This window comes from Polaromonas sp. (assembly GCF_039932935.1).
GTDB lineage: Bacteria > Pseudomonadota > Gammaproteobacteria > Burkholderiales > Burkholderiaceae_C > Polaromonas.
Genome location: NZ_JBDTPB010000049.1, coordinates 47,759 through 73,914, shown reverse-complemented (window position 1 = coordinate 73,914; position 26,156 = coordinate 47,759). Strand labels below are relative to the sequence as shown.

Sequence of the window (26,156 nt, the reverse complement as noted above, 5' to 3'; positions counted from 1 at the left end):
TGCACGGTTTTCACAGGAGCGCAGGCATGAAAAACTGGATCAGACAAAACCGCGGATTTCTGGTGTTGCTGTTGTTGTTCGGCGTGTTCCGCACTGCGGTTGCGGACTGGAATCCGATTCCCTCGGGGTCCATGCGGCCCAATCTGCTCGAAGGCGACGTGGTCTTCGTCAACCGGCTGGCCTACAACGTCAAGGTTCCCCTGACAGACATGGTGCTGGCGCGCACAGCCGACCCGCAGCGCGGTGATGTCGTCACCTTTTCCTCGCCGCTGGACGGCGTGCGCCTGATCAAGCGGCTGGTGGCCGTGCCGGGTGACGTCGTGGAAATGCGGGCCAAGGTGCTCGTCATTAACGGGCAGGCGGCCCACTACGAAGCGCTGGACACGGCACTGGAGCCGGCCGGCCCGGTGGGCGTGCTGGTGGCCACGCATGTGAAAGAGACCACGGCCCAGGAGCGGCACGAAATCCAGTGGTTGGCGGGTGTCACTGCAAAAGACACCTGGGGGCCGATCACCATTCCCCCGGACCAGTTCATGATGCTGGGCGACAACCGTGACAACAGCGCCGATTCGCGCTACATCGGGCTGGTACCGCGCCAGTTGTTGATAGGCCGTGCCGAGCGCATCCTGGTGTCGGCCGACATTCTTGAGAAGTGGCAGCCGCGCTTTGAGCGTTTCGGCCGCTCGCTTTACTAAGGAAGCGCTTCCTAAGTTTTACGGAGCGGGATGGGCCCGCCGCGTGCGCTCCAGGGCGCTGGTGACGTCTGCCGATGCCATGCCGTACATCTCGGCAAATTCCTCCACTGTCTTGCCGCTGGCCTCAAACGCGCGCACCAGCGCTTCGCGTTTGGCGGCTTTGGCGGCCAGTTCGGCGAAAGCCTCTTCCAGCAGGGCATTCGATAGCTCGTCCTGCGTGCGGATGCGTTCGAGATAGTCCTCGCGGCTCAGGCCCGACGCTTCGATGGCCTCGACCAGATGCGCCCGGACGTATGGGCGCAAGTCTTCTTTGGAGCGCGCCTGGCGCCTGCGGAACACTTCCATGATGGCGTGGTGCACATGCTCGGGCGCCACCGGCTCGACGGGCTCGCCCTGGAGGTCGTGGCGTGGGTGGCCGGCGGCCACACATTCGAGGTAGGGCGTCGAGCGCGCGTGCAGCCCGAGAGCGATTTTCAGCTCGTCGCGTTTGAAGGCCTCGGGATGTGCTGCCAGCAAATCCTGAAACGCCCCCAGCTTGAGCGGCAGGAAGTGCGCGCCGAACAGCTTCGGATACAGCTCAAACAGTTTTTGCAGAACCGGATGCACCTCGCGCGTGCGCTGCGGCTGGCCTTGAGGCCGGTTGCGCGGCAGGTTTCGAGGGCGTTTGGCATCAGGTGCGGGTGCGATGGGAGGCGTGGTCGTTTCGGTCATGGAGCGTGAAGTGATGAGAGTTGTCTGGGGTTCAGGCATGAAGCGCGGGTTAATGCGGTTGGTGCGCTTATTGCATTTATTGCGATTTAGCGCGGCCTGAACATGCGAAAGAGATTGTCCGGCGTCACGGTGAAATAGTCAGCCGGGCCGCCACCGCGGAGAATCGGCTCGGCGGCAGCGGTGTCGTAAACGCCGTCCTTGAGTAAATGCCGGGCAATGTACACGCCGACGACTTCCCCGAGTATCAGCCATGTGGGCACCGCAACGCCGTCCGCGCCTTGCAATTGCAGGATTTGCGTCAACCGGCATTCGAACGACACCGGGCTTTCCCTGACGCGAGGCACGGCGATGCGCTGCGAGGCCACAGCCGTAAGGCCCGCCAGCTCGAACTCATTGACCTCCGGCGGCACCATCGCGCAAGAGCGGTTCATCGCCTCGGCCAGCGGCCGGGTCGCCAGGTTCCAGCCGAACTCCCCGGTTTCGCGGATGTTGTGCAGGCTGTCCTTGGCGCCGATGCTGGCAAAGCCGATGATTGGCGGCGTGTAGTTGAAGGCGTTGAAAAAACTGTAGGGCGCCAGGTTGAGTTGCCCCTTGGCGTCTTGCGACGAAATCCAGCCGATGGGCCGCGGCCCCACCATGGCATTGAAGGGGTCGTGCGGCAGGCCGTGGCCTTTGGCCGGCTCGTAGTAGTGGAAATCCTGGTCCATCACGCAGCCATCCGCTGTTGTTCGGCGTTCTGCAGCACGCTGCGCGCCAGCGCCTCGGCCACCTTGATGCCGTCCACCCCGGCCGACAAAATGCCGCCGGCGTAACTGGCGCCTTCGCCGGCAGGGTAGAGGCCGCGCACGTTGATGCTTTGCATGTCGTCGCCACGGCTGATCTTGATGGGTGAAGAAGTGCGCGTTTCCACGCCTGTCAGCACCGCGTCATGCGTGTCAAAACCCTTGATCTTTTTTCCGAACACCGGAAAGGCTTCGCGCATGGCCTCAATGGCGTAGCCGGGCAGCGCGGACGACAGATCGCCGATGGTCACACCGGGCTTGTACGAGGGCTCAATGCTGCCCAGCGCGGTGGAAGGGCGCCCGGCGATAAAGTCGCCCACCAGCTGCGCGGGCGCCTGGTAGTTGCTGCCGCCCAGCACAAAGGCGTGGGACTCCAGCTGGCGCTGCAGTGCAATGCCGGCCAGCGCATCGCCTGCCTCGTAGCCAGGGTAGTCGCGCGGGTCTATGCCCACCACGATGCCGGCGTTTGCATTGCGCTCGTTACGCGAGTACTGGCTCATGCCATTGGTCACCACGCGGCCCAGCTCCGAGGTGGCGGCCACCACCGTGCCGCCCGGGCACATGCAAAAGCTGTAGACCGAGCGGCCGTTGCTGGCGTGGTGCACCAGCTTGTATTCGGCCGCGCCCAGCGAAGGGTGGCCCGCGTGGCGGCCCCAACGTGCGCGGTCGATGATGCCCTGCGGGTGCTCAACCCGAAAGCCGATGGAAAAAGGCTTGGCCTCGATGTGCACGCCGCGCGCGTACAGCATGGCAAATGTGTCGCGCGAGCTGTGGCCCAGCGCCATCACCACCTGGTCGGCGCGCATTTCGTGGCTCTGGCCCGTGGCCTGGTCCAGCACCGTGAGGCCGCGCAGCTGCTTGCCCTCGGCGCCGTCTTCGATCAGCACATCGGTCACGCGCTGCTCGAAGCGGATCTCACCGCCCAGAGCCACTATTTGTTCGCGCATGTTCTCGACCACCTTTACCAGCTTGAAGGTGCCTATGTGCGGATGCGCCTCAAACAGGATGTTGGCCGGTGCGCCGGCTTTCACGAACTCGTTCATCACCTTGCGGCCCAGGTGGCGCGGGTCCTTGATCTGGCTGTAGAGCTTGCCGTCGGAAAAGGTGCCGGCGCCGCCTTCGCCGAATTGCACGTTCGATTCGGGGTTGAGCACGTTCTTGCGCCACAGGCCCCAGGTATCTTTGGTGCGCTCGCGCACGGTTTTTCCGCGCTCCAGCACGATGGGCCTGAAACCCATTTGCGCCAGCACCAGTGCCGCGAAAATGCCGCAAGGGCCAAAGCCAACCACCACTGGGCGCAGCGGCAGGCTGGCGGGTGCCTGGCCTGGCGGGTGGTAGGCCATGTCGGGGCTGGGCTGGATGTGGGGGTTGCCAGAGAACTTTGCCAGCAGCGCGCTTTCCGCATCGGCATTGGCGAGCGTGATATCGACGATGTAGACCTTGAGCAAATCCGCCTTGCGGGCGTCGAAGCTGCGTTTGTGGATGTGGAGGGTTTGCAGGGCGCTGGCATCAAGGCCCAGCGTACGGGCGGCCAGGGCCGGCAGGGCGTCTTCGGCGTGGTTCAGCGGCAGTTTGAGTTCGGTCAGGCGAATCATGGCGAAAGGGGCTCGTGTTGATCAAGCAACCCGCATTTTAAAGGGGCGCCGTTGCCGCACGACGCTGGCGGATAATAGACCCCGTGAAGCCTGCCAGACCGCCGCTGGTGCAATCTGGGAAACCAGGCACTGGAGGAACGTCCGGACTGCACAGGACAGCGTAGGAGGTAACACCTCTCCACCGTGAGGTGAGGATCAGAGCAACAGAGACGAGTCGGCCTTGGGGCAACCCCGGGCCGGGTGAAACGGGCAATCTCTACGCGCAGCAATACCAAGTAGGCCAACGTTGATGTGGTTCCGCAGAGTTGGCGGGTAGGTAGCATTGAGCCGTGGGGGCGACCCCCGGCCCAGATTAATGGCGGTCACGCCGTGTCATCGCAAGGTGGCATGGTGCACAAAATCCGGCTTATCGGCGGGCTTCACACTAATAAAAAAAGCCCCGTTCATCACTGAACGGGGCTTTGTGCTTGCGGGGCCTGTCGCCCTGCTTCAATGCCTTACTTGGCGGGAGACGCGGCCGCGGCCGGTGCAGGGGCGGCGCCAGCGGCGGCGGTTGCACCTGCGGGAGCGCCAAAGTACTTGGTGTAGATCTTGTCGTAGGTGCCGTCAGACTTGATGTCGGCCAGGCCCTTGTTCAGCTTTTGCTGCAGTTCGGTGTTGCCCTTCTTCACGGCCAGGCCGTACTGCTCGGAAACAAAGCTGGCGTCGCTGACGGTCTTGAACTTGGCGTCGCTGTTGTTGTTGACGTAATGCACCACCACGCCGTTGTCGGCCACCACGGCGTCCACGCCGCCGGATTCGAGCTCTTTCAGTGCCAGGGGCGTCGATTCAAAGCGCTTGATGTTGGGGCTGGTCTTGCCCTGCAATTTGGTCACCACTTCATCGCCCGTGGTGCCGTTCTGCACGCCGACCTTGAGTTTTTTCAGGTCGTTGAACTTGGCGATCTTCGAATCCTTCTTCACGGCGATCAACTGCTGCGCATCGAAGTAGGGGCTGGAGAAGTCCATGGTCTGCTTGCGTTCGTCCGTGATGGTGATGGACGAGACCAGCAGGTCACGGTCGCCCTGGGCGAGGGTATTAAAGATGCCTTCCCACGGCGTGTTCAGGAACTTCACTTCGATGCCGGCTTTTTCGGCGACAGCTTTCACGACTTCGATGTCGAAGCCGACGATCTCGCCTTTTTCGTTTTGCGTTTCAAAAGGGGCGTAGGCGGCGTCGGTGCCCACCAGGTACACCTTGGCAGCCGGGGCAGGTGCCGATGCAGCAGGCGCTGGCGTGGCGGCAACCGGCGCTGGAGGCTCGGTCTTGCTGCAGGCGGCCAGGACGATACCGGCGACCAGGGTGCCGGCGGTTTGCAGGAAACGTCGCGTTGTGATGGAGATGGAAGACATGAAGTCCCTCGGAAAATGGTTGAAATGATGGGTGATGCCCGTCAGCCCATGCGGTCAGGCACGGATTCCGGCATACGAACAAAAAGTATAAACCGCGGCCCGATGGTCGGCAGCCCATTTCAGTAGCCTTGGCGACCGTCTTGGGCGTCAAGGCAGGTGAATACCCGTACGTACGGTGTAAGGTTTAGCAACTTTCACACCACAGTAGCGCCAGTACTCGGCCGATCCTGTGATTTTGGTGCGGGTGCGGACATATTTGGGGGCCCGGCGCGGCGGTTTCCCGGCCAGGGCGCTTGTTTTAGAAGTCGCTAATGGACCAGGCCCAGTTCCCGCACGCGGTCGACATGCGCCTGCAACGAACGTTTGGCCAGCGGCCAGATGCGCGGGTCCACCTCGTCATAGGCCAGCTTCACCCAGTCATCCATCGATCCTTCAGGCTGGGCCTGCATCGCGTCGATGACCTTGGCTTCCCGCTTGAGCCGGTGCATTTTGAGCTGCGCGATCGCGGTTTTAGCCTCGCCCAGCACATAGCCATGTGCGGGCAAGATGAATTCCACGCCGTGTGCGTCGCAGGCGGCTGCCAGCGTGTCGAGTGAGTCGAGGTAGGGGGTCATCGCGCCGTCGGGCGGGTTCACCACGGTGGTGCTGCCGTTGAGGATGTGGTCGCCGGAAAACAAAAGGCCGTCTTCCAGCAGCACCAGGCAAAGATGGTTGGCGGCGTGGCCGGGCGTCAAAATCACCATCAAAGTATGCTGCAGCCCGCTACTGGCGAGCGCAAGCAGCTCCTGATTTGATAGCAAGCGGTCTGGTGCGAAGAAAGAGTCGGGGCGCGCCGTGGTGGCTGAGGGCAGGCCCAGGATGGGCGGGCGATGCGCGCACAGTGCCTGCAGCGGCTTGGCGCCGGGTGAATGGTCGGGGTGGGAGTGCGTGCAGACGATGGCTTCGATGCGCCCGCCCGTGGCGTCATACAGGCGCTGCAAGTGCGCGGCATCGTTAGGTCCCGGGTCAATCACGATGTAGCCGCTTTGCGCGTCGCCCACCAGGTAGCTGTTGGTGCCCGGCCCGGTCATCATGCCGGGGTTGGGGGCTGTCAGGCGCATCACGTTTTTGAGCAGCGCCACCGGCTGGGCGGTCTGCCAGTCCAGCGGGTGCACGATCTGCCCGTCGGGGCAGGTCAGCGCCAGTTCGCCGTAGGGCGCTTCATGTTCCATGTAGCGCGCTTCCTTGCCCGCCAGCAGCCCGGCGCGCGGGCAAGAAGTCCACAGCGGGATTTCAGACGCGCAAGCCGCCAGCACCGAATCGACATCGGGGTAGTGTTGCAGCTTTTCCAGCGTGCGTATGGTGGGAAAGATCATGAAGAAGCCGCCCGCTGCATGCCGCGCCAGCGCATCGGCCGGCCGCACCCAGACCGGCTCGAACTGCTCGGCCTCGTCAGCCACCGGGCTTTGGCCGTCTGGCATGCGCGCAGCGAGGAAGGGCACGTCAAAGCGGCGCGGCAGGTCGCGATCGGTGATCCAGTGCGCCAGCACAAACACCTCATCGCCCGCCAGCGTGAGGCCGCGCGCTTTGCACTGCGCGGCAAACGGCGCCTTGCGGTCCAGCGCAGCGATGTCGGCGGTGGTGGCATAGCTGCCGTCCGCGTGGCGCGCCAGCAGCACGCCGAGCTCTTCAAAGCTTTCCCGAATGGCGGCGATGGCTTGTGTGAGGTGCAGGTCGTCCTGGGTGGTCCGCCGCGTCGACTGGCCGTGCGCCAGCGCGTCCGCCGCGTCGATGCCGCCGCCGGGGAAAACATACGCGCCGGGGGCGAAGCTGGCTGTCATCGAGCGGCGCGTCATCAGCACTTCAATGCCCTGCGGTGAGTCGCGCAGCAGGAGGACGGTGGCTGCGGGGCGGACGGGGGCGGGCTCACGCTGGGGGTGGAGGAGTTGTGAGGGGCGGGGCATTTTTGGATTATGGCTTTGGAGGGGCGGGTCTTGCTCCGACCGGCAACTCTCGGCAAGTGGGAACGCAAGCCGAAGCAAGAGCCAGCATCGAACCCGCCTCACCCGACAGATAATCCCCTCATGCGAATCCGATTCACCAAAATGCAGGGTGCGGGCAACGATTTCGTGATGCTCGACGAAACCCGGGGTCTGCTGGGCCTGACCACTGCGCAATACCGTTTCCTTGCCGACCGCCACTTCGGCGTTGGCGCCGACCAGATACTTTCGGTGCGGCCTGCGCCGAAGGAAGGGGGCGAAGGCATCGACTTTGAATACGTGATCCACAACGCCGACGGCGGCGAGGTCGAGCAGTGCGGTAACGGTGCGCGCTGCTTTGTGCGTTTTGTGCGCGAGCAGGGGCTGACAACCAAGGACGTCGTGAGGGTCAAGACCCTGAGCGGCATCATCGAGCCGCGCATGCAGTCCGACGGACGCGTCACCGTTGACATGGGAGCGCCGGTATTTGATCTGGCGCGCATTCCCTTTGACGCCTCGGGCCTTACGCCTGTGGACCAGGGTTTATGGCAAAAATGGCCTCTAGCCCTTGATGGCCGTGCGCAGACAGCTCCTCTTTTTATAGCGGCCCTGTCGATGGGGAACCCGCACGCGGTGCAGCTCGTGGCCGACGTAGACACGGCGCCGGTGCTGGAGACCGGCCCCCTGATTGAGAATCACGTGCGCTTCCCGCGCCGGGTCAATGCTGGCTTCATGCAGGTGGTGTCGCGCAGCCAGATTCGCCTGCGGGTCTTTGAGCGGGGTGCCGGCGAGACACTGGCCTGCGGCACCGGCGCCTGCGCGGCGGTCGTGGCGGGTATACGCTGGGGCCTTCTCGACACGCGGGTAGACGTGATCACCCGCGGCGGCCAGCTCACCATCGAGTGGCCAGATCAGCTTGATGCGCCTGTCATGATGACGGGGCCGGCCACCACGGTGTTCGAGTCCGAGATCGATATCCCGCAGATATAGGGCCACCCCTGTCCAGGCTCACTGCGTGTAGCCTGTTCCCCCTTCCAGGGGGCGGCGCCTGCGGCCCGGCAAAGCCGGTTCCGCGGCCCCAACTGGTGTGAACAGCCAGATGGCCCCACGAAAGGCGATGCGAAGCGAGCCGACCAAGGCCAGCATGAGCCGCGGGACTGGCTTTGCCAGACCGCAGGCGGGCGGCCCTCTCGGGGGGGCAGGGAGTTACACGAAGTGAACGACCGTGGGGGCTCATTTCCCTACAATGCCCGGATGAATCCAACCGAACACCCCATCACCGAAGACGACATCGCCAACTTTCTGGCCAACACGCCCGACTTCTTTGAGCGCCACGCCGAGTTGCTGGCGTCGGTGCAGTTGTCCAGCGGTCACGGTAACCGCGCCGTCAGCCTGCAGGAGCGACAGGCGCTGATGCTGCGCGAGAAGATCAAGGGGCTGGAAACGCGGATGGTGGACATGATCCGCCATGGACAGGAAAACGTGTCCATTGCCGACAAGATGCAGCGCTGGACGCGCAAGCTGCTGCAGGCAACGCAGGCGCGTGACCTGCCGGGCGCCATCGTCGAAGGCATTACGACTGAATTCCTGATTCCGCAGGCGGCGATCAAGGTCTGGGATGTCAACGGCATTTTTTCGGATGAAAGTTTTGCGGCAGATGTCAGCGAAGACGCGAAAACCTTTGCGTCCTCATTGAGCGCGCCTTACTGCGGCGTCAACTCCGGGTTCGAGGCGGTCCACTGGTTGCCCGAGCCCGCAGTGGCTTTGTCGATCGCGTTGATACCGCTGCGCGCCGCGGCAGAGGCGGAGGTCTCGGGCTTGCTGGTGCTCGCTTCACCCGATCCGGAGCGTTTTCACAGCGGCATGGGTACCGACTTCCTGGAACGCCTGGGTGAGCTGGCCGGCGCTGCGCTGACGCGCCTGCGGCCTCAGCCGGTCACCTCCGAATAGGCGCAAACACGGCACACCACCATGACGCCCACGCCGCTTCCCGCGTCTGAATCCGGTGGTGGGCAGGCCGTGTTGCCGCCTTCCGATCCGCTGGTCGAGCGCTACCTGGAGCATGTGCGTGTGGAGAAACGCCTGGCCCAGCGCACTGTGGAGCTTTATGCGCTGGACTTGCAAAAGCTTGAGGCCAATGCGCACCAGGCCAAGGTGGCGCTGACAGCGGTGCAAAACGTCCACATGCGGCGCTGGGTGGCACAAATGCACGGCGCTGGCCGCAGCGGCCGGGGCATTGCCCTCATCCTGTCAGGCTGGCGCGGCTTTTACACGTGGCTGGGCCGCGAGGGCCTGATCAGCGGCAACCCCGTGCAGGACGTGCGGGCGCCCAAAGCCGCCAAGCCCCTGCCCAAAGCCCTGAGCGTGGACGAAGCCGTGCAGCTGGCGGCCTACCAGGCCGATGTCACCGAAGGCGACCCTCTGCTGGAACTGCGCGATCAATGCATGACTGAACTGCTCTATGGCTGCGGGCTGCGTATCGGCGAACTGGTGGGACTGGATGTGAACGCCAGTGCACAGGCGCGCGGCTGGATCGACGCCGATGCGGCCGAAGCTCACGTGCTGGGCAAGGGTTCCAAGCGCCGCAGCGTGCCGGTCGGCCGGGCGGCGCTGCAGTCACTGCAACGCTGGCTCGCCGCGCGCGGCAGCTGGGCGCGCGAAGACCATGCGCTGTTCATCAACCAGCGCGGCACGCGCCTCACGCCGCAGCACATTCGCGTGCGGCTAAAGCAACGCTCCCTGAAAGCGGGGCTGGCCACACCGGTGCACCCGCACATGCTGCGCCATTCCTTTGCCAGCCACGTGCTGCAGTCGAGCGGTGACCTGCGGGCGGTTCAGGAACTGCTGGGCCATGCCAACATCACGACCACGCAGGTCTATACCCGGCTGGATTTCCAGCACCTGGCCAAGGTGTATGACGCGGCGCATCCACGGGCACTGTCGAAAACGCCGGGCCTTGCAGGCACGGTGTCCGCTGGCAAATCCCACGAGCCGGATAAGAAAAAAAACTGAGCCGGCGAGTCCCCGGCGCTGCCGCGCTTGCGGGTTTCAGGCAGGTTTGCGCGGCGTACGCCGGGGCGGCTTGCCGGGCGGTATTTCACCCAGCATGAACACGGCGCGCTTGCTGTCGGAAGGCGCCGCTGCCAGACGCTCTTCAAGCTGTGTCAGCAGGCCTTGGGCGTTGGAGCCCTGATAAGGCACCAGGGCATAGGCCACATGCACCTGCGCCACGCAGTCCACATGCAGGCTCTTGTAGGGCATGAGGCAGCGCGCGACGATGCGCGGCCCGAGCGTGGCGGCGTCTTCCGCATTGAAAGGGCCTTCGACCAGCATGCCGAAACGCCGTTCCGACAGGCGCGCAGCGCTGTCGATCTCGCGCGCGGTGGATAACAGGCGTTCTGCCACGTGCAGCGGCAATTCGTCGGCGGCCTTGCGCCCGAAGTCGCGCTGGATTTGCTCGGAGTTGACCAGGTCGATGATCATCACCGCGCTCTGGTGCCGCAGCCGTTCGGAGCGCGCAATCATGCGAATCAGGCGCTCGGCAAACACATGGCCGTTGATCAGGCCGGTGGCCGGGTCCACCCGGTCCAGGCCCTGGATGCGGCGGATGTTCTCGCGCCGGTGCTGGCTGCGCAGCATCAATACCAGCATCACGATGGGCAGGTGCAGTGCCACGCCCAGCTGCATGCCGTGCTGCGTCAGGAAACCGATGGGCACCAGCTCGGCATTGCGGGCCATGGTCCAGCCGGCGGCGGCCAGCACCGGCACGTAGGCCAGCATCAGCCATGGTGCAAACCGGTCGCCGCGCCGCCAGGCCCAGCCCATGACCAGCATGCTGCTGAACTCCAGCAACAGCACGGTGGGAATGAAGATGTCCATGCGCGATGCGGATGGCACCAGCGCCAGCACCACCGCAGCCAGCACGCCCAGCGCGGCTTGCCCCGCCATGAGCCAATGCAGGCGCAGCGAACGTTCGGGCAGGGACACCGCTGCGGAAATAAACAGCAAGGTGGCCGATACCGCCAGCGTGGGCAGCACCGACGTCGAGATATCACTCCAACCTGGCCAGCCTGGCCACAAATGCAGCCCGGCGATGCCGGTCACCGTGGCCTGCGTGAGGCCCATCAGGGTGACGCACAGGGCGTAATAGCCGTAGGCCGCGTCGCGCAGTGAAATCGCACCCAGCGCGGAAATCAGCGCGGCCAGCCCGGTCAGTCCAAAGAAAATGCCCAGGATCAGGGAAACGCGCTGCTCCGAATAGCTCAGGCGGCCTTCGCTGACGAATTGCAGCGGGGCACTGAAGGCGTGGCCGTTTTCCAGGCGCAGCAGATAGTTGGTGGGCACTTCCGCCGACAGCGCGATGGGCAGCAGGGGATGGCGGTGCGGCACCGGCCATTTGTTCACCGCCACCAGGTCGCCGGCGCGCTGCTCGTTCCACCGCGCGGCGGCGTCCAGGGTGTACAGCGATGCCCGGTCGATGGACGGGTAGGGGACCTCCAGGTACCAACGCTCCGCGTCCGGGGCTGGAGGTACGTTGAAGCGCACCCACATGGCCTGGCCGCTGGTGACCGGGTAGATTGCGTTGCCGCGGGTCGGTTTCCAGGGGATGTCCGGAGTGCTGGCGACCTGCTCGGGGGTGAAGTTGCCGCTGGTGTCGATCCAGTAGTCGCCCCAGTCCTGCAGCGCCACGGTTTCCTCCGGGGTGTCCAGGTCCAGCACCGTACGTGCCCGTGCGTCCAGGCTTGTCAGGGCCAACAGCGAGCCCACAAACAGACTCATCGCCAACCCCAGCTGCAGCGCGCGGATGCCGGCAGGCGTGCGAATGACCGGGCTTGCTGGCGGCCCGTGTTTCATCCATCGCCGCGAAAGGTGGGTCCAAAACATTAACCGGGTATTGTCGCAAAACTTTCACGAAAATTACACGGAACTGTCAAACTGCTGTCGGCCGGGTTCATTTTTCCCGGTTGATGCGTCGCGCTCTGGAGGGGGCAATGCCACCAGCCGCGACAATAGCGGCATGAAAATAATTCGACTGCGGGACGGCAAAGAGCGCTCATTGCTGCGGCGCCATCCCTGGATTTTTGACGGCGCCATCGCCAAGGGAGGCGGTGACGCGGGTGAAACAGTGCGGGTGGAAAGCCATGCCGGCCAGTTCCTGGGATGGGCGGCCTTCAGTCCGGCGTCCAAAATCCGCGCGCGGGTCTGGAGCTTTGACGAGACACAGCGCATCGATGCGTCATTTTTTGCGGCACGCATTGCGCAGGCCCTGAAGGCGCGGGAGCTGTTTGACATCCAGAGCGACGGCCGGCGGCTCATTCATGGCGAATCCGATGGCCTGCCGGGCCTGGTGGTTGATCGCTATGGCGACACGCTGGTCGCCCAGTTCTCCAGTTGCGGCACGGAAAAATGGAAGGACGTGATCGTCGAAGCCTTGTTGGCGCAGACCGGTCTCATGCGCCTGTATGAGCGGTCCGATGCGAGTTCGCGCGCGCTTGAAGGTCTGCCGGAGGTCACAGGCTGGTTGGCCGGCTCGGGCGACACCGGCATCACCATCGCCGAGCACGACTGGAAGCTCAGCCTTGACATCGCCGAAGGCCACAAGACCGGCTTTTACCTGGACCAGCGCGACAGCCGCCACAAGTTTGCTGCTTACACGCGCCGCCTCAAGTTCCAGAGCGTGCTCAATTGTTATTGCTACACCGGCGGCTTTACCGTCGCCGCACTGGCGGGCGGCGCTGGGCATGTGACGTCGATTGATTCCTCCGGCCCGGCCATCGAGCGCGCCAGGGCCAATGTGGCGCTGAACGGCTTTGATGCCAGCCGAACCACCATGCTGGATGCCGACGTGAATGCCTCGCTGCGGCAGTACCAGAAGGAGGGAAGGATGTTCGATGCCATCGTGCTCGACCCACCCAAGTTCGCGCCCACCGTGACGCACGCCGAGCGCGCTGCCCGCGCCTACAAGGACATCAACCGCCTGGCCCTGTCGATTTTGTCGCCCGGTGGCGTGTTATTTAGCTATTCGTGCTCTGGCGGCATCAGCGCTGACCTGTTTCACAAGATTGTCGCGTCCGCCGGTACTGACGCGGGGGTTGACGCTTTCATCTCTGAGCGCATGGGCGGCGCGCCCGACCATCCCATGACGGTGGCCTTCCCCGAGGGCGAATATCTCAAGGGGCTGGTGCTGGTGAAGCGGGTTGGCGGCTAATTTATGAAAATAGTGCCTCCAGGCCAATAAGGGTGAGCGCAAGCAGCTATTAAAAAGATAGCAAATTCGGGGGCAAAAACTGCCTGTCTGTGCAGGCCACGGATGCCCCGCGCTTGACACGACCTGTAAAGTAACTGCTGGCCAAGGTGGTATTCGCCCGGGCTGTGCGTTTCACTTGAACCCGCCGCTAAACTCCCCCACCTGGGTGTGTCTGCGACCCCGGCTTTCGCCACTCACTTCAGCCACTCACTTCCATCTGCAATTCCTGTTTTAGGTCATACCATGAGCTTGATTCCCGTCACCATCCTCACCGGCTTCCTGGGCTCCGGCAAAACCACGCTGCTCAAGCGCGTGCTGACCGAGGCACACGGCCAGAAGATCGCCGTGATCGAGAATGAATTCGGTGAAGAAAACATCGACAACGAAATCCTGGTGAACGACACCGAGGAAAACATCATCCAGATGAACAACGGCTGCATTTGCTGCTCGATTCGCGAGGATTTGCGCGAAACGCTGCAACTGCTGGCCGCCAAAAAACGCAAGGGCCTGCTCGACTTTGAGCGCGTGGTCATCGAGACCACCGGGCTGGCCGACCCGGGGCCGGTGGCGCAGACGTTCTTCATGGATGAAGAAATTGCCGAGCAGTACCTGCTCGACTCCATCTTGACCCTGGTAGACGCAAAACACGCCGCCACCCAGCTCAACGACCGCCAGGAAGCCCGCCGTCAGGTCGGGTTTGCCGACCAGATATTCATCAGCAAAACGGACCTCGTGGCGAAGGACGAGGTGGATGCACTGATGCACCGCCTCAAGCACATGAACCCGCGTGCGCCGCAGAAGGCCGTGCATTTCGGTGAAGTGGCCATCAAGGACGTGTTCGACCTGCGCGGCTTCAACCTCAACGCCAAGCTGGACATCGACCCCGACTTTCTCAAGGAAGACGACCACGAAGGGCATGACCACGATCATGACCATGTGCACGGCGAACATTGCGACCATCCTTCGCACGCCCACGACACCAACGATGGGCATGAAGGCCACGGCCATCATCACCACCATGACGATGACGTCAAGAGCTTTGTCTTCCGATCCGACAAAGCCTTCAGCCCGGCCAAGCTGGAGGATTTTCTGGGAGCGGTGGTCAATATCTACGGTCCGCGGATGCTGCGTTACAAGGGCGTGCTGAACATGGAAGGCACCGACCGCAAGGTGATTTTTCAGGGCGTGCACCAGCTCATGGGCAGCGACCTGGGGCCCGCCTGGGCCGAGGGCGAGAAGAAAAACAGCAAGATGGTCTTTATCGGCATCGATTTGCCTAAAGATATTTTTATGCAGGGCCTGGAGCAGTGCCTGGTTTGAGGTAGGCTGTCCGCCTGTGACCTGTAAAAGGCGGAGGGCTTATGTTTGTCTCGATTCTCCAACGGTTTGCTTCAAGGATGCTATGGCTGGTCGGCCAGCCGCTACAATCGCGCGCCGACCAAAATACCCGGAATACCCAACCGGGACGCCAGCCAGGCACCAAACCAGCTACAAAGCCGGTTGAAAGCCGCCCAGGTGTGGTTTTCGAGGCTGGCAGGCGGCAGACAAACCAGGAAATCTGGCAACAGGTAGGGTTGGACTGCGCTGCAGCAGTTTGGCCAGGAAGCCGCCGCGAGGGCTCTCGAGCCGTTCAGGGGCTGCTTTCCAGAGGAGACACATTGTGAAAGCGCAAGCAAAAAAGACCAAAGCACCTGCCAAACCGGCTACCAAGTCTGTGCCGAAAGCCAAGGCTGCCGCCAAAGCCGTGAAAAAACCTGCCAAACCTGTTGCCAAGGCAAAGCCGGCCCTCAAGCCAGCCGCTAAAAAAGCCGCCAAACCAGCCGTCAAGGCCGCTCCCGCGAAAAAGCCTGCCCCCGCAGCCGTCAAGAAAACCGCTGCCAAGCCTTTGCCCAAAGCCAAGGCCGTCGCCAAACCCGCAAAGCCTGTGCTCAAATCACCCCCCAAAACCGCAGCGAAACCCGTTGCAAAATCTGCTGCCAAGCCTGTCGCGAAGCCCGCTGTAAAACCAGTCGCCAAAGCCGCCGTCGTCGCCAAACCGGTTCAGCCCGTCGTGGTGGCGGCGCCCGCTCCAGCACCTGTCAGGGCCGGGCTGATCGCCCCGCCTCCGTTGAAGCCCGGCCGGCGAAGCTCCGCCCGCGTAGCGACCCAGTCACCCCCTCCCGCACCCATGGTGCCAACCCATGCGCCTGACGCAGCCAAAGCCAGTTACTCCACAATGACCGAACGCGTGATTGCGCCGCCACCTCAGGCGGCGGCCAAAAAAGACCCAAAGCTCGCCAACAACTGGAAAACCAAGTCTGCCGAGCAACTGACGGACGACGAAGTCAAGGCGATGCCTGACTCCGAGTACATGAATGAAAAGCAGCTGGCCTTCTTCCGCCACAAGCTGTCTGTGCTGAAGCAGGACATTCACAACAGCGCCGGTGAAACCACCGAGCATCTGCGGGAAGACACCGTGGTGGTGCCCGATCCGGCCGACCGCGCCACCATTGAAGAAGAACACGCCCTGGAGCTGCGCACGCGCGACCGCGAACGCAAGCTGCTCAAGAAAATCGAGCAATCCATCGCCCGCATCGACTCGGGCGATTACGGTTACTGCGACGAAACCGGTGAACCCATCGGGGTCGGCCGGCTGATCGCCCGTCCTACGGCCAACCTGTCGCTGGAAGCGCAGCAACGCCGCGAGCTCAAACAGAAAATGTTTGGCGATTGATGCTTGCCGTTGGTTGAAGTGATTTAATCGGTCCTGCCATGTCCAAAGAAGATACCGCTTCAGGCTTGCTTTCCAAGATGGTGAAATTCGTCCGTAATCCGGCCACGAACTGGTCAGACCTGGACGGCGCGCAAACGGACCGCGATGAAGCCATGAGCAAGCAACTGCTCAAGGAAATGATTGAGCGCAAGCGCCAAAATGATTTCGTGCGCAAGCGCGAATTCGACATGCTGCGCAAAATGCGCAAGCGTGAAGCCATGGTGGGGGTCGGTCAGGACCCAGGCGGCAGGCCCTCGTTCTTTCAGAGCAGCATGCCCTCCAAGCCTGACGACCGCGCCACCACGCTCAAAAAGATCGACGAGATCGAAGCGCAGATGTCGATGCAGTGGTGGAAGACCAAGAACGGCGGCATGCCGGACAACTCGGTGCATGCACCGCTGCAAGGCGCCCCCACGCAGGCGCCCATGCTGGACAATGCCCTTCCCACCGCGTACCGGGCTACGGCGCCGGCTGGCTTGCAGTCTCCTGCCAAATTGGCTGAACTGCAAGCTGCCAGAGAGGCCGCTCACGACACCTCCCAGACGCAACCCGATTCCCTGTCCGTGGCATTGGCCGCGGCCCGTTCGGCGCCGATGCCGGTGTCTGTGTCGGCGCCAGTCAAGCCGCCTGCGATTGGCGGTCTGGCAGGTATCGGCGGCAGCTACGACAGTGGCAGCGGTGCATCCGGGTTTTCTCCTTCCAAACTCACTGCTGTGGATGTGGAGGAAGTGGTCGCCCACGACGCAGAGTTGGAAGAGGCTGCCATCCGCTTTGCCAATGGCGATGATTCGGGCGCTGAGGCCGGCTTGCTCGAAATCCTCGCTCCCGGCGCATCGCGCACCGGCCACGCGGATACCTGGCTGACCCTGTTCGATCTTTATCGCGCCACAGCCCAGCAGGACAAGTTCGAAACTGCGGCCATCCAGTTTGTGGAGCGGTTTGACCGTTCGGCGCCCCAGTGGTTTTCCATGCCGGACATGGTGAAGATGCTCACCGCGCCGGCCGGCAAGGCGGCAACCAATGGACCCGCTGTCGACTGGGTTTGCCCATCCGTGCTTGGTATCCAGACCGTGGCAGCCCTCAAGGCAGCCACGGCAAAGGCGCCCATGCCATGGCGCCTGGACTGGAACAATCTCAAAACTATCGAACCGGCTGCGGTTGAAGCCCTGTACAAGGTTTTCGGCGGATGGGCGACTCAGCCTGTTCAACTGCGTTTCATGGGCGATGCGCAACTGCAGAAGGTGCTTCAGAACGCCACTCCGTCCGGCAGCCGCGACACCGAGCAGCACTGGTGGCTTTTGCGCATGGAGGCGCTGCGCGTGACGCATCGTCCCGATGATTTTGAGCTCGCGGCCCTCGACTTCTGCGTCACCTACGAAGTTTCTCCACCGGCATGGGACAGCGCGCGTTGCGAATACAAGCCAATCGACGCACAAGGTGGCGTCATGGGCGGGCAGGCCATCATTGGCGACGTATACCGTGATTCCGTATCCTCGAGCGTGAGCGCGCTGGAAGGAGACACCCAGATGGATGCACCCAGTTCGCAGTTGAGCAATGTGCTGTCGGTAGAGCTCTCAGGTCAGATTCAGGGTGACGCCATAGAGATGCTGGACAAGCTGGAAGTCAAGCTGATGGGCGCGGACACGATGCTGATTTCCTGCGCCAAACTCATCCGGGTGGACTTTTCAGCGGCGGGAACGCTGTTGAACTGGGTGTCGGCCCGCGAAGAGGAAAACCGGTCGGTGCAGTTCACGGAGGTCAATCGCCTCGTGGCCGCCTTCTTCAATGTGATCGGCATTACCGAACACGCCAGGGTGACCGTCCGCATCGATTGAGCCCTGTACCCGTGGACGCCGGGCTCGGTCTGGCAACTCATGCGTATAATTTCTCCGGCGTTGGTGTACGTCAAGCTTCTTTCGACTTTGAGCGGGCTTCTTCCTCTTAAAGTTCTGCAAACACACTCCCTGTAGTGGTTTTCGGCAGTTATCAGCGCCATCCAGCTGCGCTAGTCGCGTTGAAGATGATCGCTAACGCTGTACGGGAGGGGAATAGTTCCCTTTCTCTCGCGCTGGGTGTGCCGCAACGGCAAACCCTTAAAGCAATACTTTCACTGCATCTTCTAAGTGCTTAATTTAGAACAAGTTTTGAAATTGTGCTTCATCCACATGTCTTCCTAAGTCCTTGATTTCATTGAAAAAATTTGTTTCAAATCCCTTGCTTGCAAATGGTTTCCTGCTAAAGTGGGAAGAAGTGCAATTTAGTGGTGAAAAGTGTTCTCCAAGGGTTTGTAGCAGTGTTTCAAGGTGCCTCATCATTAGCTCTCGATACGAAAGGTCGGCTCTCTGTGCCGACCCGGCATCGTGACGTCCTGAGCGCCACCGCTTCCGGCCAACTCACCATCACCAAACACCCGCACGGGTGCCTCATGATTTTCCCTCGCAATGAGTGGGAGAAGTTTCGCGAGCGTATTGCCTCGCTTCCCATGCAGGCACAGTGGTGGAAACGAATTTTCCTGGGCAACGCGATGGACGTTGAGATGGACGCCACTGGCCGTGTGCTGGTATCGCCCGAATTGCGCGCAGCAGCCGGCATCAGCAAAGACACCGTGCTGCTTGGCATGGGAAGTTACTTTGAGCTGTGGGACGCCGCCACCTACGCAGCCCAGGAGGCGGAGCAGATGAAGGGCGAGATGCCCGACGTCTTCAGAGATTTCTCGTTCTGAAAGAAGACGGTGAACGGTACATGGACACACCGCACCGTCTTGTTGAACGAAGCCATTGCGGCGCTTCTTGTCAACCCGGACGGCCACTACATCGACGCGACTTTCGGGCGCGGTGGGCACTCCCGTCTGCTGCTCTCGCGTCTGTCGGCGCAGGGCCGGCTGACCGCCTTCGACAAGGACCTCGACGCCATCGCCGAAGCGCAAACCATCGCCGACCCGCGGTTTTCCATCCGCCACGAAGGCTTCATGCATCTTGGGCAACTGCCTGCCGCAAGCGCGGCCGGCGTGCTGATGGACCTGGGCGTGAGTTCACCGCAGATCGACAATCCGGTACGCGGTTTTTCCTTTCGGCAAGAGGGCCCGCTGGACATGCGCATGGACACCACGCGCGGCCAGAGCGTGGCCGAATGGCTGGCAGATGCATCCATAGAAACCATGGCGGAGGTGATTCGTGAATATGGCGAAGAACGGTTTGCTCAACAGATTGCAAAGGCGATTGATCGTCGCCGACAGGAACGGGGCCCTCTTCGAACCACCGCTGAGCTGGCCGAAGTCGTGGCTGGTGCGGTCAAAACCCGCGAGCCGGGCAAGGACCCTGCAACGCGCACATTTCAGGCTCTTCGGATTTTCATCAACGCCGAGCTTGAAGAGCTGCAACAGGCGTTAGCCGCGTCGCTGAAAGTTCTCCAACCGGGAGGCCGTCTGGTGGTGATCAGTTTTCACTCGCTCGAAGACCGCATCGTCAAGCAATTCATTGCCACGCATTCCCGCGAGGTGTTCGACCGCCGCGCGCCTTTCGCTGAGCCCAAACTCATGCAGCTCAAAGCTCTGGGCCGCACCATGCCCAGCGAAGAAGAAGTGGCCGGCAATCCGCGCTCCCGCAGCGCTGTGATGCGAATCGCCGAACGCACCGAGGTGACCGCATGAGCAAATCGATGCGCAAAAAAGGGGGGATTCCTTGCAAGCGAGGGCCGCGGAACCGGTTTTGCCGGGCCGCAGGCGCAGCGACAAGCGTGGGCGCCATGTTTTCCCGCCGGGCCGCCCCGAGGAAAAACGCGACCCCCTCGGGGGGCAGCGCAGTACGCGCAGCGACAAGCGTGGGGGCCATGTTTTCCCGCCGGGCCGCCCCAAGGAAAAACGCGACCCCCTCGGGGGGCAGCGCAGTACGCGCAGCGACAAGCGTGGGGGCCATATGGCTCGCCTGAACCTGCTGCTGCTCCTCGCCGTATTGGCCAGCGCGCTGTATCTGGTGCGCACCCAGTATGAGTCGCGCCGTCTCTATGTCGAGCTGGAGAAGGCTGCGGCCGAGAGCCGGAAACTCGAAACAGACAACGAGCGGCTGCAGGTGGAAAAGCGTGCCCAGGCGACGCCCCTCAAGGTGGAAAAACTGGCGAAGGAGCGATTGCAGATGCGTATGGTCACGCCGGCTATTACGCAATACGTGACCTACAAGGACGCCACGGCAACACCGGCGTCGGCGCCAGAGGGCGTCACGCCATGAGCCGCAGCGTTCTTTACTCATCCAGCCCCTTGCTGGCGAGCAAGACGCCCGTCTGGCGCAGCAAATTCATTGTGGCCGGGATTGCCCTGGCTTTTATCGGGCTGGCGGGGCGTGCCGCATACATCCAGATTTTCGGCAATGAGTTCTTTCAGCGGCAGGGCGAGGTGCGTTTTGCGCGCACGCTGGAGTTGCCTGCCAACCGAGGCCGTATCCTGGATCGCAACGGCCTGATCCTGGCGTCCAGCGTGCCAGCACCCAGTATCTGGGCCATTCCGGAGGATGTTGAGGCCAGCAAATCCCAGCTGGCGGAGTTGGCCCGGCTGCTGGAAATGCCGCAGACTGAGCTGAGCAAAAAACTCGGTGACGAAGACAAGACTTTCGTTTGGCTCAAGCGCCAGGTCGATGAACCGGTGGCCCAGAAAATTCATGCACTGGGCATCAAGGGCATCTACCAGCGCAAAGAGTACAAACGCCAGTACCCCGAAGGCGAAACCGTGGCCCACGTCGTGGGATTCACCAACGTCGAAGACCGTGGCCAGGAAGGCATTGAACTGACCTTCAACAAGGACCTGGCCGGCAAGGCCGGTTCGCGCCGCGTGATCAAAGACCGCCTGGGCCGTGTCGTCGAGGATGTCGGCGAGCAAGTGCATCCCGTTGAAGGCAAGGACATCCAGCTGAGTATCGACAGCAAGGTGCAATTCTTCGCGTACCAGAAGCTGCGTGACGCGGTCATCGCGCGCAAAGCCCGGGCCGGCAGCGTCGTTGTGCTGGACTCCACCACCGGCGAAGTACTGGCGCTGGTGAACTACCCCAGCTATGTGCCCGACAAACGAAAAAACCTCACCGGCGAGCAGCTGCGCAACCGGGCTCTCACCGACACCTTCGAGCCGGGTTCGACCATGAAGCCGATCACGGTGGCCATGGCGCTCGAGGCGGGGCGCATCAAGCCCCAAACCATCATCGAAACCGGGCCCGGGCGCTACAACATCGGTGGCTTCACCATCAGTGACACCCACAATTACGGCACGCTGACGGTTGAAGGCGTGATCCAGAAATCCAGCAACGTCGGGGCATTGAAGATTGCCCAAAAGATGACCCCGCAGGAAATGTGGGACACCTATACCGCGCTGGGTTATGGGCAAAAACCGCAGATCCAGTTTCCCGGCGCTGTCACGGGGCGCGTCCGCCCCTGGAAAACCTGGCGCCCTGTCGAGCAGGCGACGATGGCCTATGGCTACGGTCTGTCAGCTTCACTGTTCCAGATGGCGCACTCCTATACCGCCTTCGCACACGACGGCCAGATTATTCCGGTCACCATGCTCAAGAGCAGCGAGCCCGCGGTGGGCGTGCAGGTTTTTTCCGCGCAGAACGCGCACGCCGTTCGCCGGATGCTGCAGATGGCCGCTGCTCCGGGCGGCACGGGTCCTCTGGCGCAAACAGTCGGCTATTCGGTAGGCGGCAAGTCGGGTACGGCACACAAGCAGGTCGGTAAGGGTTATGCCACCAACAAATACCGAGCCTGGTTTACCGGCATGGCGCCCATCGAGGCGCCGCGCATCATTGTCGGCGTCATGATCGACGAACCGAGCGACGGCAACTACTTCGGCGGCGTGGCCGCTGCGCCTGTTTTCAGCGAAGTAGTGCAGCAGACGCTGCGCATGATGGGCGTGCAGCCCGACATGAGCGTCAAGCCGCAAATCACCACCCAGGCCGTGGAGGAGTCGTTTTGAGCGCGCAGCTTCACACCCCGGTCCAGGCTGCAAGCTGGCTGCGTGACCGCGTCACCGGCAAGCTATGGACGGACAGCCGCAAGGTAACCACGGGCGATGGCTTCATTGCATGGCCTGGCGCCGCGACAGACGGTCGTCAATTTGTTGGTGCTGCCCTCGCTGCCGGTGTTACCGCCTGCCTGGTTGAACAAGACGGCGCGGCGGCGTATGCCTTCCCGGACGGAAAAATTGCCGAATACGCCGGACTCAAAGCCGCGACCGGGCCGATTGCCGCCGCCTATTTCAACGAGCCCAGCCGGCAGTTGAGAATTTCCGCCGTCACTGGTACCAATGGAAAAACTTCCACGGCCTGGTGGTTGGCACAGGCACTGGGTCGCCTGGGCCGCAGATGCGGACTGATCGGAACGCTCGGCATTGGTGAGCCCGATGCCATGGAGTCCAACGGCCTGACGACGCCTGATCCGGTGCTGTTGCAGCAGGCGTTGCGGCGCTTTGCCGACGAAGGCTTTGCTGCCTGTGCGATCGAAGCCTCCTCAATCGGTCTGGTTGAACATCGCCTGGATGCCACCGCCATTGAAGTGGCCATTTTTACCAATTTCACCCAGGACCACCTTGACTACCACGCCTCCATGGAGGGCTACTGGGCGGCCAAAGCGTCACTGTTTGGCTGGCCTGGTCTCAAGGCTGCGGTCATCAATATCGACGATGCCAGAGGCGCCGAACTCCACGACTCGCTCGCCAGCAGTGGCCTTGATGTCTGGACGGTATCGTGCGCAGAGCCTGCGCGGCTGCTGGCGCGCGACATTGAACACGGAGCGGATGCTGTGAGCTTCGATGTGGTCGAGGGCGTTGAGCGCCACAAGGTTCGCGCGCAGGTGGTGGGCCAGTACAACGTTTCCAATTTGCTCGGAGTCCTGGCCGCGCTTCGCGCAATGGGTATTTCCCTGACCGAAGCGGTGGGAGCTTGCACGGGTTTGCTGCCGGTTCCTGGGCGTGCCGAGACCCTTGCCGTACCAGGGAAGCCGTTGGTGGTGGTTGACTATGCCCACACCCCCGACGCGATGGAAAAAATATTGCTGGCACTCAGGCCGGTAGCGTCGCACCGTGGCGGCCAGCTCTGGTGCGTATTTGGTTGCGGCGGAGACCGGGACGCCACCAAGCGCCCCCTGATGGCGGCAGTGGCTGAAAAGAATGCGGACCAAGTGGTCGTGACCAGCGACAACCCGCGCAGTGAAAACCCGTTGGCCATCATTTGCCAGGTCTTGCTGGGTTTGAGCCATAGGGATGCGGTCCATGTCCAGGCCGACAGGGCTGCAGCCATCGCGCATGCCTTGAGTTTGGCTCAACCGCAAGATGTGGTGTTGCTTGCAGGCAAGGGACATGAGAGTTTTCAAGAGGTGGCGGGTGTGAAACTGCGGTTTTCTGACCGAGCCCATGCACAGGCGCTGCTTGACACCACTGCGGTCGGACACACATCGGGAGGAGGCGCGGCATGATGACACTGCAGCAGGCTCTGGGCTGGCTGCCTTCTGCCCGGCTGGTGGGTGACGGCGGCGTGAACGCTTTGCGGGTGAACACCGACACGCGCAGCTTGCAGGGCGGAGATCTATTCATTGCGCTAAAAGGCGAGCGCTTCGACGCCCACGCGTTCCTCGCGCAGGCCAAGGCGCAGGGCGCGGTTGCGGCCATCGCCCACCAAGGCCTGGTCGAAGCGAATTTGCCAGGCCTTGAAGTACCCGACACCCGCCTGGCGCTGGGGCGGTTGGCCGCCGGCTGGCGATCACAATTTCGCCTGCCTCTCATAGCGGTGACGGGCAGCAACGGAAAAACCACCGTCACCCAAATGATCGCGGCCATCCTGCGAGCCTGGAAGGCTGACAAGGCGTTCTCGACCGAAGGAAATCTCAACAACGATATCGGCGTGCCACTCACCTTGTTGCGCCTGTCGGCGGCGCACGAGGCCGGCGTGGTTGAGCTGGGCATGAACCACCCCGGCGAAATCGCCTACCTCGCCGAGTTGGCCAAGCCCACGGTCGCGTTGGTCAACAACGCGCAGCGTGAACACCTGGAATTCATGGCAACGGTCGAGGCGGTAGCCCGCGAGAACGGCTCGGTGTTCCAGTCGCTGGAAGCGGCCGGGACAGCGGTCTTCCCTGCAGATGATGATTACACCCCTCTCTGGCGAAGCCTCGCGGGGTCACGCAAGGTCCTTACTTTTGCGCTGGCAGGTCTTGCCGACGTCACGGGCACGGCGCAATGGGATGGCGGTTGCTGGAAGGTGGCAGCCACCACGCCGGCAGGCACGGTCGATTTCTCTTTGCATATCGCCGGCCGGCATAACGTTAAGAATGCGCTGGCAGCCACTGCCAGCGTACTGGCTGCGGGGGCTCCGCTGTCTGCCATCTCCACAGGCCTGTCCGCCTTTGTTCCCGTCAAGGGCCGTTCACGCGCTATCGCAGTGCCTTTGTCCGGCCGCGTGTTGACATTGGTCGATGACACCTACAACGCCAATCCGGATTCCATGCATGCCGCTCTGGAGGTTCTCGCTGAACTGCCCGGGCCGCGTCTGATGGTGATGGGTGACATGGGTGAGGTCGGCGACCAGGGCCCGCAGTTCCACGACGAAGCCGGGCGGCACGCGCGCGCTTCAGGAATTGAAAAGCTGTTTACCTTGGGTGAGCTGTCCAGGACCGCTGCAGCCGCTTTTGGACAGGGCCAGGCCTTCGACGACGTGGACGCACTTATCGCTGCCGTACTGGCCGAACTCCCCATCACCGGTAGCCTGTTGGTGAAGGGTTCCCGTTTCATGAAGATGGAGCGTGTGGTCCAGGCCGTCGCGGCCCACGCGCAAGATCCAATCCAACAAAATCAAAGTCCAAAGGAAGAGCCCCATGCTGCTTAGTCTGGCCCAGTGGCTCCAGTCAATCTCCCCCGAGTTCGGGTTCTTTCGGGTGTTTCAGTATTTGACATTTCGCGCCGTTATGGCCGCGCTCACGGCGCTGCTGATCGGTCTGCTGGCCGGACCGTTCGTGATCAGGCGGCTCATTTCGCTCAAGATCGGTCAGCCCATCCGCCAGTACGCGATGCAGACGCACCTGAGCAAGAGCGGCACGCCCACTATGGGCGGTGTGTTGATCTTGCTGGCCATCGGCATTTCTACGCTGCTGTGGTTCGATCTCTCCAACCGCTTTGTCTGGATCGTGCTCATCGTCACGCTGGGCTTTGGTGCAATCGGCTGGGCGGACGACTGGCGCAAGGTTGTGCACAAAGATCCCGAAGGCATGCGCTCCCGCGAAAAATACCTCTGGCAGTCCGTCATCGGTCTGATCGCGGCGTTGTATCTGGTGTTTAGCATTTCTGAAAGTTCCAACATGCGCGTGCTGGAGCTGTTCTTCAGCTGGGTGCAGTCAGGCTTTGACGTGAACCTGCCGCCCAAGGCCGGCTTGCTGGTTCCCTTCGTCAAGGAAGTCAGCTATCCGCTTGGCGTCTTCGGTTTCGTGATCCTGACTTATCTGGTGATCGTCGGCTCCAGCAATGCCGTCAACCTGACGGACGGGCTGGATGGCTTGGCCATCATGCCCGTGGTCATGGTGGGTTCAGCGCTTGGCGTGTTTGCGTATGTCACCGGCAGCTCCGTGTATTCCAAATACCTTTTCTTCCCGCATATCCCCGGCTCGGGTGAGTTGCTGATTTTTTGCTCTGCCATGGCGGGTGCCGGCTTGGCCTTTTTGTGGTTCAACACGCACCCGGCCCAGGTCTTCATGGGCGATGTCGGCGCGTTGGCGCTCGGCGCCGCCCTGGGCACCATCGCGGTCATCGTGCGCCAGGAAATCGTACTGGCCATCATGGGCGGCATCTTCGTCGTCGAGGCTCTCTCCGTGATGATGCAGGTGACCTGGTTCAAGTACACCAAGAAACGTTATGGCGAAGGCCGCCGCATCCTCAAGATGGCGCCGCTGCACCACCACTTCGAGAAAAGCGGTTGGAAGGAAACGCAGGTGGTCGTGCGTTTCTGGATCATCACCATGCTGCTGTGCCTCATCGGCCTTTCCACCTTGAAGCTCAGGTAACA

21 protein-coding genes and 1 other RNA gene are annotated in these 26,156 nt (G+C 62.3%); 16 read left to right on the top strand and 6 right to left on the bottom strand.

Going from position 1 to position 26,156, the window contains the following annotated elements:
• Positions 1-26 precede the first annotated feature (26 nt).
• The gene (gene lepB / locus ABI546_RS09190; RefSeq protein ID WP_348046286.1) at positions 27-695 is read left to right on the top strand and encodes a signal peptidase I; all 669 of its coding nucleotides are present in this window, start codon (positions 27-29) and stop codon (positions 693-695) included.
• Positions 696-713: 18 nt separating this feature from the next.
• Here the strand turns inward: lepB and ABI546_RS09185 are convergent, their stop codons facing one another.
• From ABI546_RS09185 to ABI546_RS09175, 3 genes are all read right to left on the bottom strand, one after another.
• Positions 714-1,406 (bottom strand): ProQ/FINO family protein, encoded by a 693-nt coding sequence (locus tag ABI546_RS09185; protein WP_348046284.1) that lies wholly within the window; start codon positions 1,404-1,406, stop codon positions 714-716.
• Positions 1,407-1,492: 86 nt separating this feature from the next.
• Positions 1,493-2,113 (bottom strand): flavin reductase family protein, encoded by a 621-nt coding sequence (locus ABI546_RS09180; protein ID WP_348046282.1) that lies wholly within the window; start codon positions 2,111-2,113, stop codon positions 1,493-1,495.
• Entirely contained in the window at positions 2,113-3,783 is a 1,671-nt protein-coding gene (locus tag ABI546_RS09175; protein ID WP_348046280.1) for an NAD(P)/FAD-dependent oxidoreductase, read from the bottom strand. The genes ABI546_RS09180 and ABI546_RS09175 overlap by 1 nt, the downstream gene beginning before the upstream one ends.
• An 85-nt stretch (positions 3,784-3,868) precedes the next feature.
• On the opposite strand from ABI546_RS09175, the gene rnpB reads away from it, so the two are divergent.
• Positions 3,869-4,208: RNase P RNA component class A (gene rnpB, locus ABI546_RS09170), an RNA gene on the top strand.
• A gap of 72 nt (positions 4,209-4,280) precedes the next feature.
• Here the strand turns inward: rnpB and ABI546_RS09165 are convergent.
• Both ABI546_RS09165 and ABI546_RS09160 read right to left on the bottom strand, forming a co-directional pair.
• Positions 4,281-5,174: a basic amino acid ABC transporter substrate-binding protein gene (locus tag ABI546_RS09165; RefSeq protein ID WP_348046279.1), complete on the bottom strand. Its 894-nt coding sequence runs from the start codon at positions 5,172-5,174 to the stop codon at positions 4,281-4,283.
• A gap of 308 nt (positions 5,175-5,482) precedes the next feature.
• Positions 5,483-7,117: an MBL fold metallo-hydrolase gene (locus ABI546_RS09160; RefSeq protein WP_348046277.1), complete on the bottom strand. Its 1,635-nt coding sequence runs from the start codon at positions 7,115-7,117 to the stop codon at positions 5,483-5,485.
• Between the two features lie 120 nt (positions 7,118-7,237).
• Here ABI546_RS09160 and dapF point away from each other — a divergent pair, with 120 nt between their 5' ends.
• The 3 genes from dapF (at position 7,238) to ABI546_RS09145 (ending at position 10,144) form a co-directional block, all read left to right on the top strand.
• A complete protein-coding gene (dapF, locus tag ABI546_RS09155) occupies positions 7,238-8,122 on the top strand; it encodes a diaminopimelate epimerase (RefSeq protein WP_348046275.1) in 885 nt (294 codons plus the stop codon).
• A 264-nt stretch (positions 8,123-8,386) separates the two neighbouring features.
• Positions 8,387-9,082, top strand: a complete 696-nt coding sequence (locus tag ABI546_RS09150) for a DUF484 family protein (protein ID WP_348046273.1) — start codon at positions 8,387-8,389, stop codon at positions 9,080-9,082.
• Positions 9,083-9,103: 21 nt separating this feature from the next.
• A complete protein-coding gene (locus ABI546_RS09145; RefSeq protein WP_348046271.1) occupies positions 9,104-10,144 on the top strand; it encodes a tyrosine recombinase XerC in 1,041 nt (346 codons plus the stop codon).
• Between the two features lie 36 nt (positions 10,145-10,180).
• Here the strand turns inward: ABI546_RS09145 and ABI546_RS09140 are convergent, their stop codons facing one another.
• Complete coding sequence (locus ABI546_RS09140) at positions 10,181-11,986, bottom strand: 7TM diverse intracellular signaling domain-containing protein (RefSeq protein WP_348046269.1); 1,806 nt, start codon at positions 11,984-11,986, stop codon at positions 10,181-10,183.
• A 163-nt stretch (positions 11,987-12,149) separates the two neighbouring features.
• Between ABI546_RS09140 and ABI546_RS09135 the strand changes: the two genes are divergently transcribed.
• The 11 genes from ABI546_RS09135 (at position 12,150) to mraY (ending at position 26,154) form a co-directional block, all read left to right on the top strand.
• Entirely contained in the window at positions 12,150-13,340 is a 1,191-nt protein-coding gene (locus ABI546_RS09135) for a class I SAM-dependent methyltransferase (RefSeq protein WP_348046267.1), read from the top strand.
• Positions 13,341-13,622: 282 nt separating this feature from the next.
• Positions 13,623-14,699, top strand: coding sequence for a GTP-binding protein (locus ABI546_RS09130; RefSeq protein WP_348046265.1), 1,077 nt, complete (start codon positions 13,623-13,625; stop codon positions 14,697-14,699).
• Positions 14,700-15,039: 340 nt separating this feature from the next.
• A complete protein-coding gene (dksA, locus tag ABI546_RS09125) occupies positions 15,040-16,092 on the top strand; it encodes an RNA polymerase-binding protein DksA (protein WP_348046263.1) in 1,053 nt (350 codons plus the stop codon).
• A 38-nt stretch (positions 16,093-16,130) separates the two neighbouring features.
• A complete protein-coding gene (locus ABI546_RS09120) occupies positions 16,131-17,966 on the top strand; it encodes an STAS domain-containing protein (protein WP_348046261.1) in 1,836 nt (611 codons plus the stop codon).
• Between the two features lie 458 nt (positions 17,967-18,424).
• The gene (gene mraZ / locus ABI546_RS09115; protein ID WP_348046338.1) at positions 18,425-18,853 is read left to right on the top strand and encodes a division/cell wall cluster transcriptional repressor MraZ; all 429 of its coding nucleotides are present in this window, start codon (positions 18,425-18,427) and stop codon (positions 18,851-18,853) included.
• Positions 18,854-18,862: 9 nt separating this feature from the next.
• A complete protein-coding gene (gene rsmH / locus ABI546_RS09110; protein ID WP_348046259.1) occupies positions 18,863-19,780 on the top strand; it encodes a 16S rRNA (cytosine(1402)-N(4))-methyltransferase RsmH in 918 nt (305 codons plus the stop codon).
• 265 nt (positions 19,781-20,045) lie between these two features.
• Entirely contained in the window at positions 20,046-20,354 is a 309-nt protein-coding gene (ftsL, locus tag ABI546_RS09105) for a cell division protein FtsL (RefSeq protein WP_348046257.1), read from the top strand.
• Positions 20,351-22,084, top strand: coding sequence for a penicillin-binding protein 2 (locus ABI546_RS09100; RefSeq protein WP_348046255.1), 1,734 nt, complete (start codon positions 20,351-20,353; stop codon positions 22,082-22,084). The genes ftsL and ABI546_RS09100 overlap by 4 nt, the downstream gene beginning before the upstream one ends.
• Positions 22,081-23,580, top strand: coding sequence for a UDP-N-acetylmuramoyl-L-alanyl-D-glutamate--2,6-diaminopimelate ligase (locus ABI546_RS09095; protein WP_348046253.1), 1,500 nt, complete (start codon positions 22,081-22,083; stop codon positions 23,578-23,580). The genes ABI546_RS09100 and ABI546_RS09095 overlap by 4 nt, the downstream gene beginning before the upstream one ends.
• A complete protein-coding gene (murF, locus tag ABI546_RS09090) occupies positions 23,577-24,986 on the top strand; it encodes a UDP-N-acetylmuramoyl-tripeptide--D-alanyl-D-alanine ligase (protein ID WP_348046251.1) in 1,410 nt (469 codons plus the stop codon). The genes ABI546_RS09095 and murF overlap by 4 nt, the downstream gene beginning before the upstream one ends.
• Positions 24,976-26,154, top strand: a complete 1,179-nt coding sequence (mraY, locus tag ABI546_RS09085; RefSeq protein WP_348046250.1) for a phospho-N-acetylmuramoyl-pentapeptide-transferase — start codon at positions 24,976-24,978, stop codon at positions 26,152-26,154. The genes murF and mraY overlap by 11 nt, the downstream gene beginning before the upstream one ends.
• The last annotated feature ends 2 nt before the right edge of the window (positions 26,155-26,156 follow it).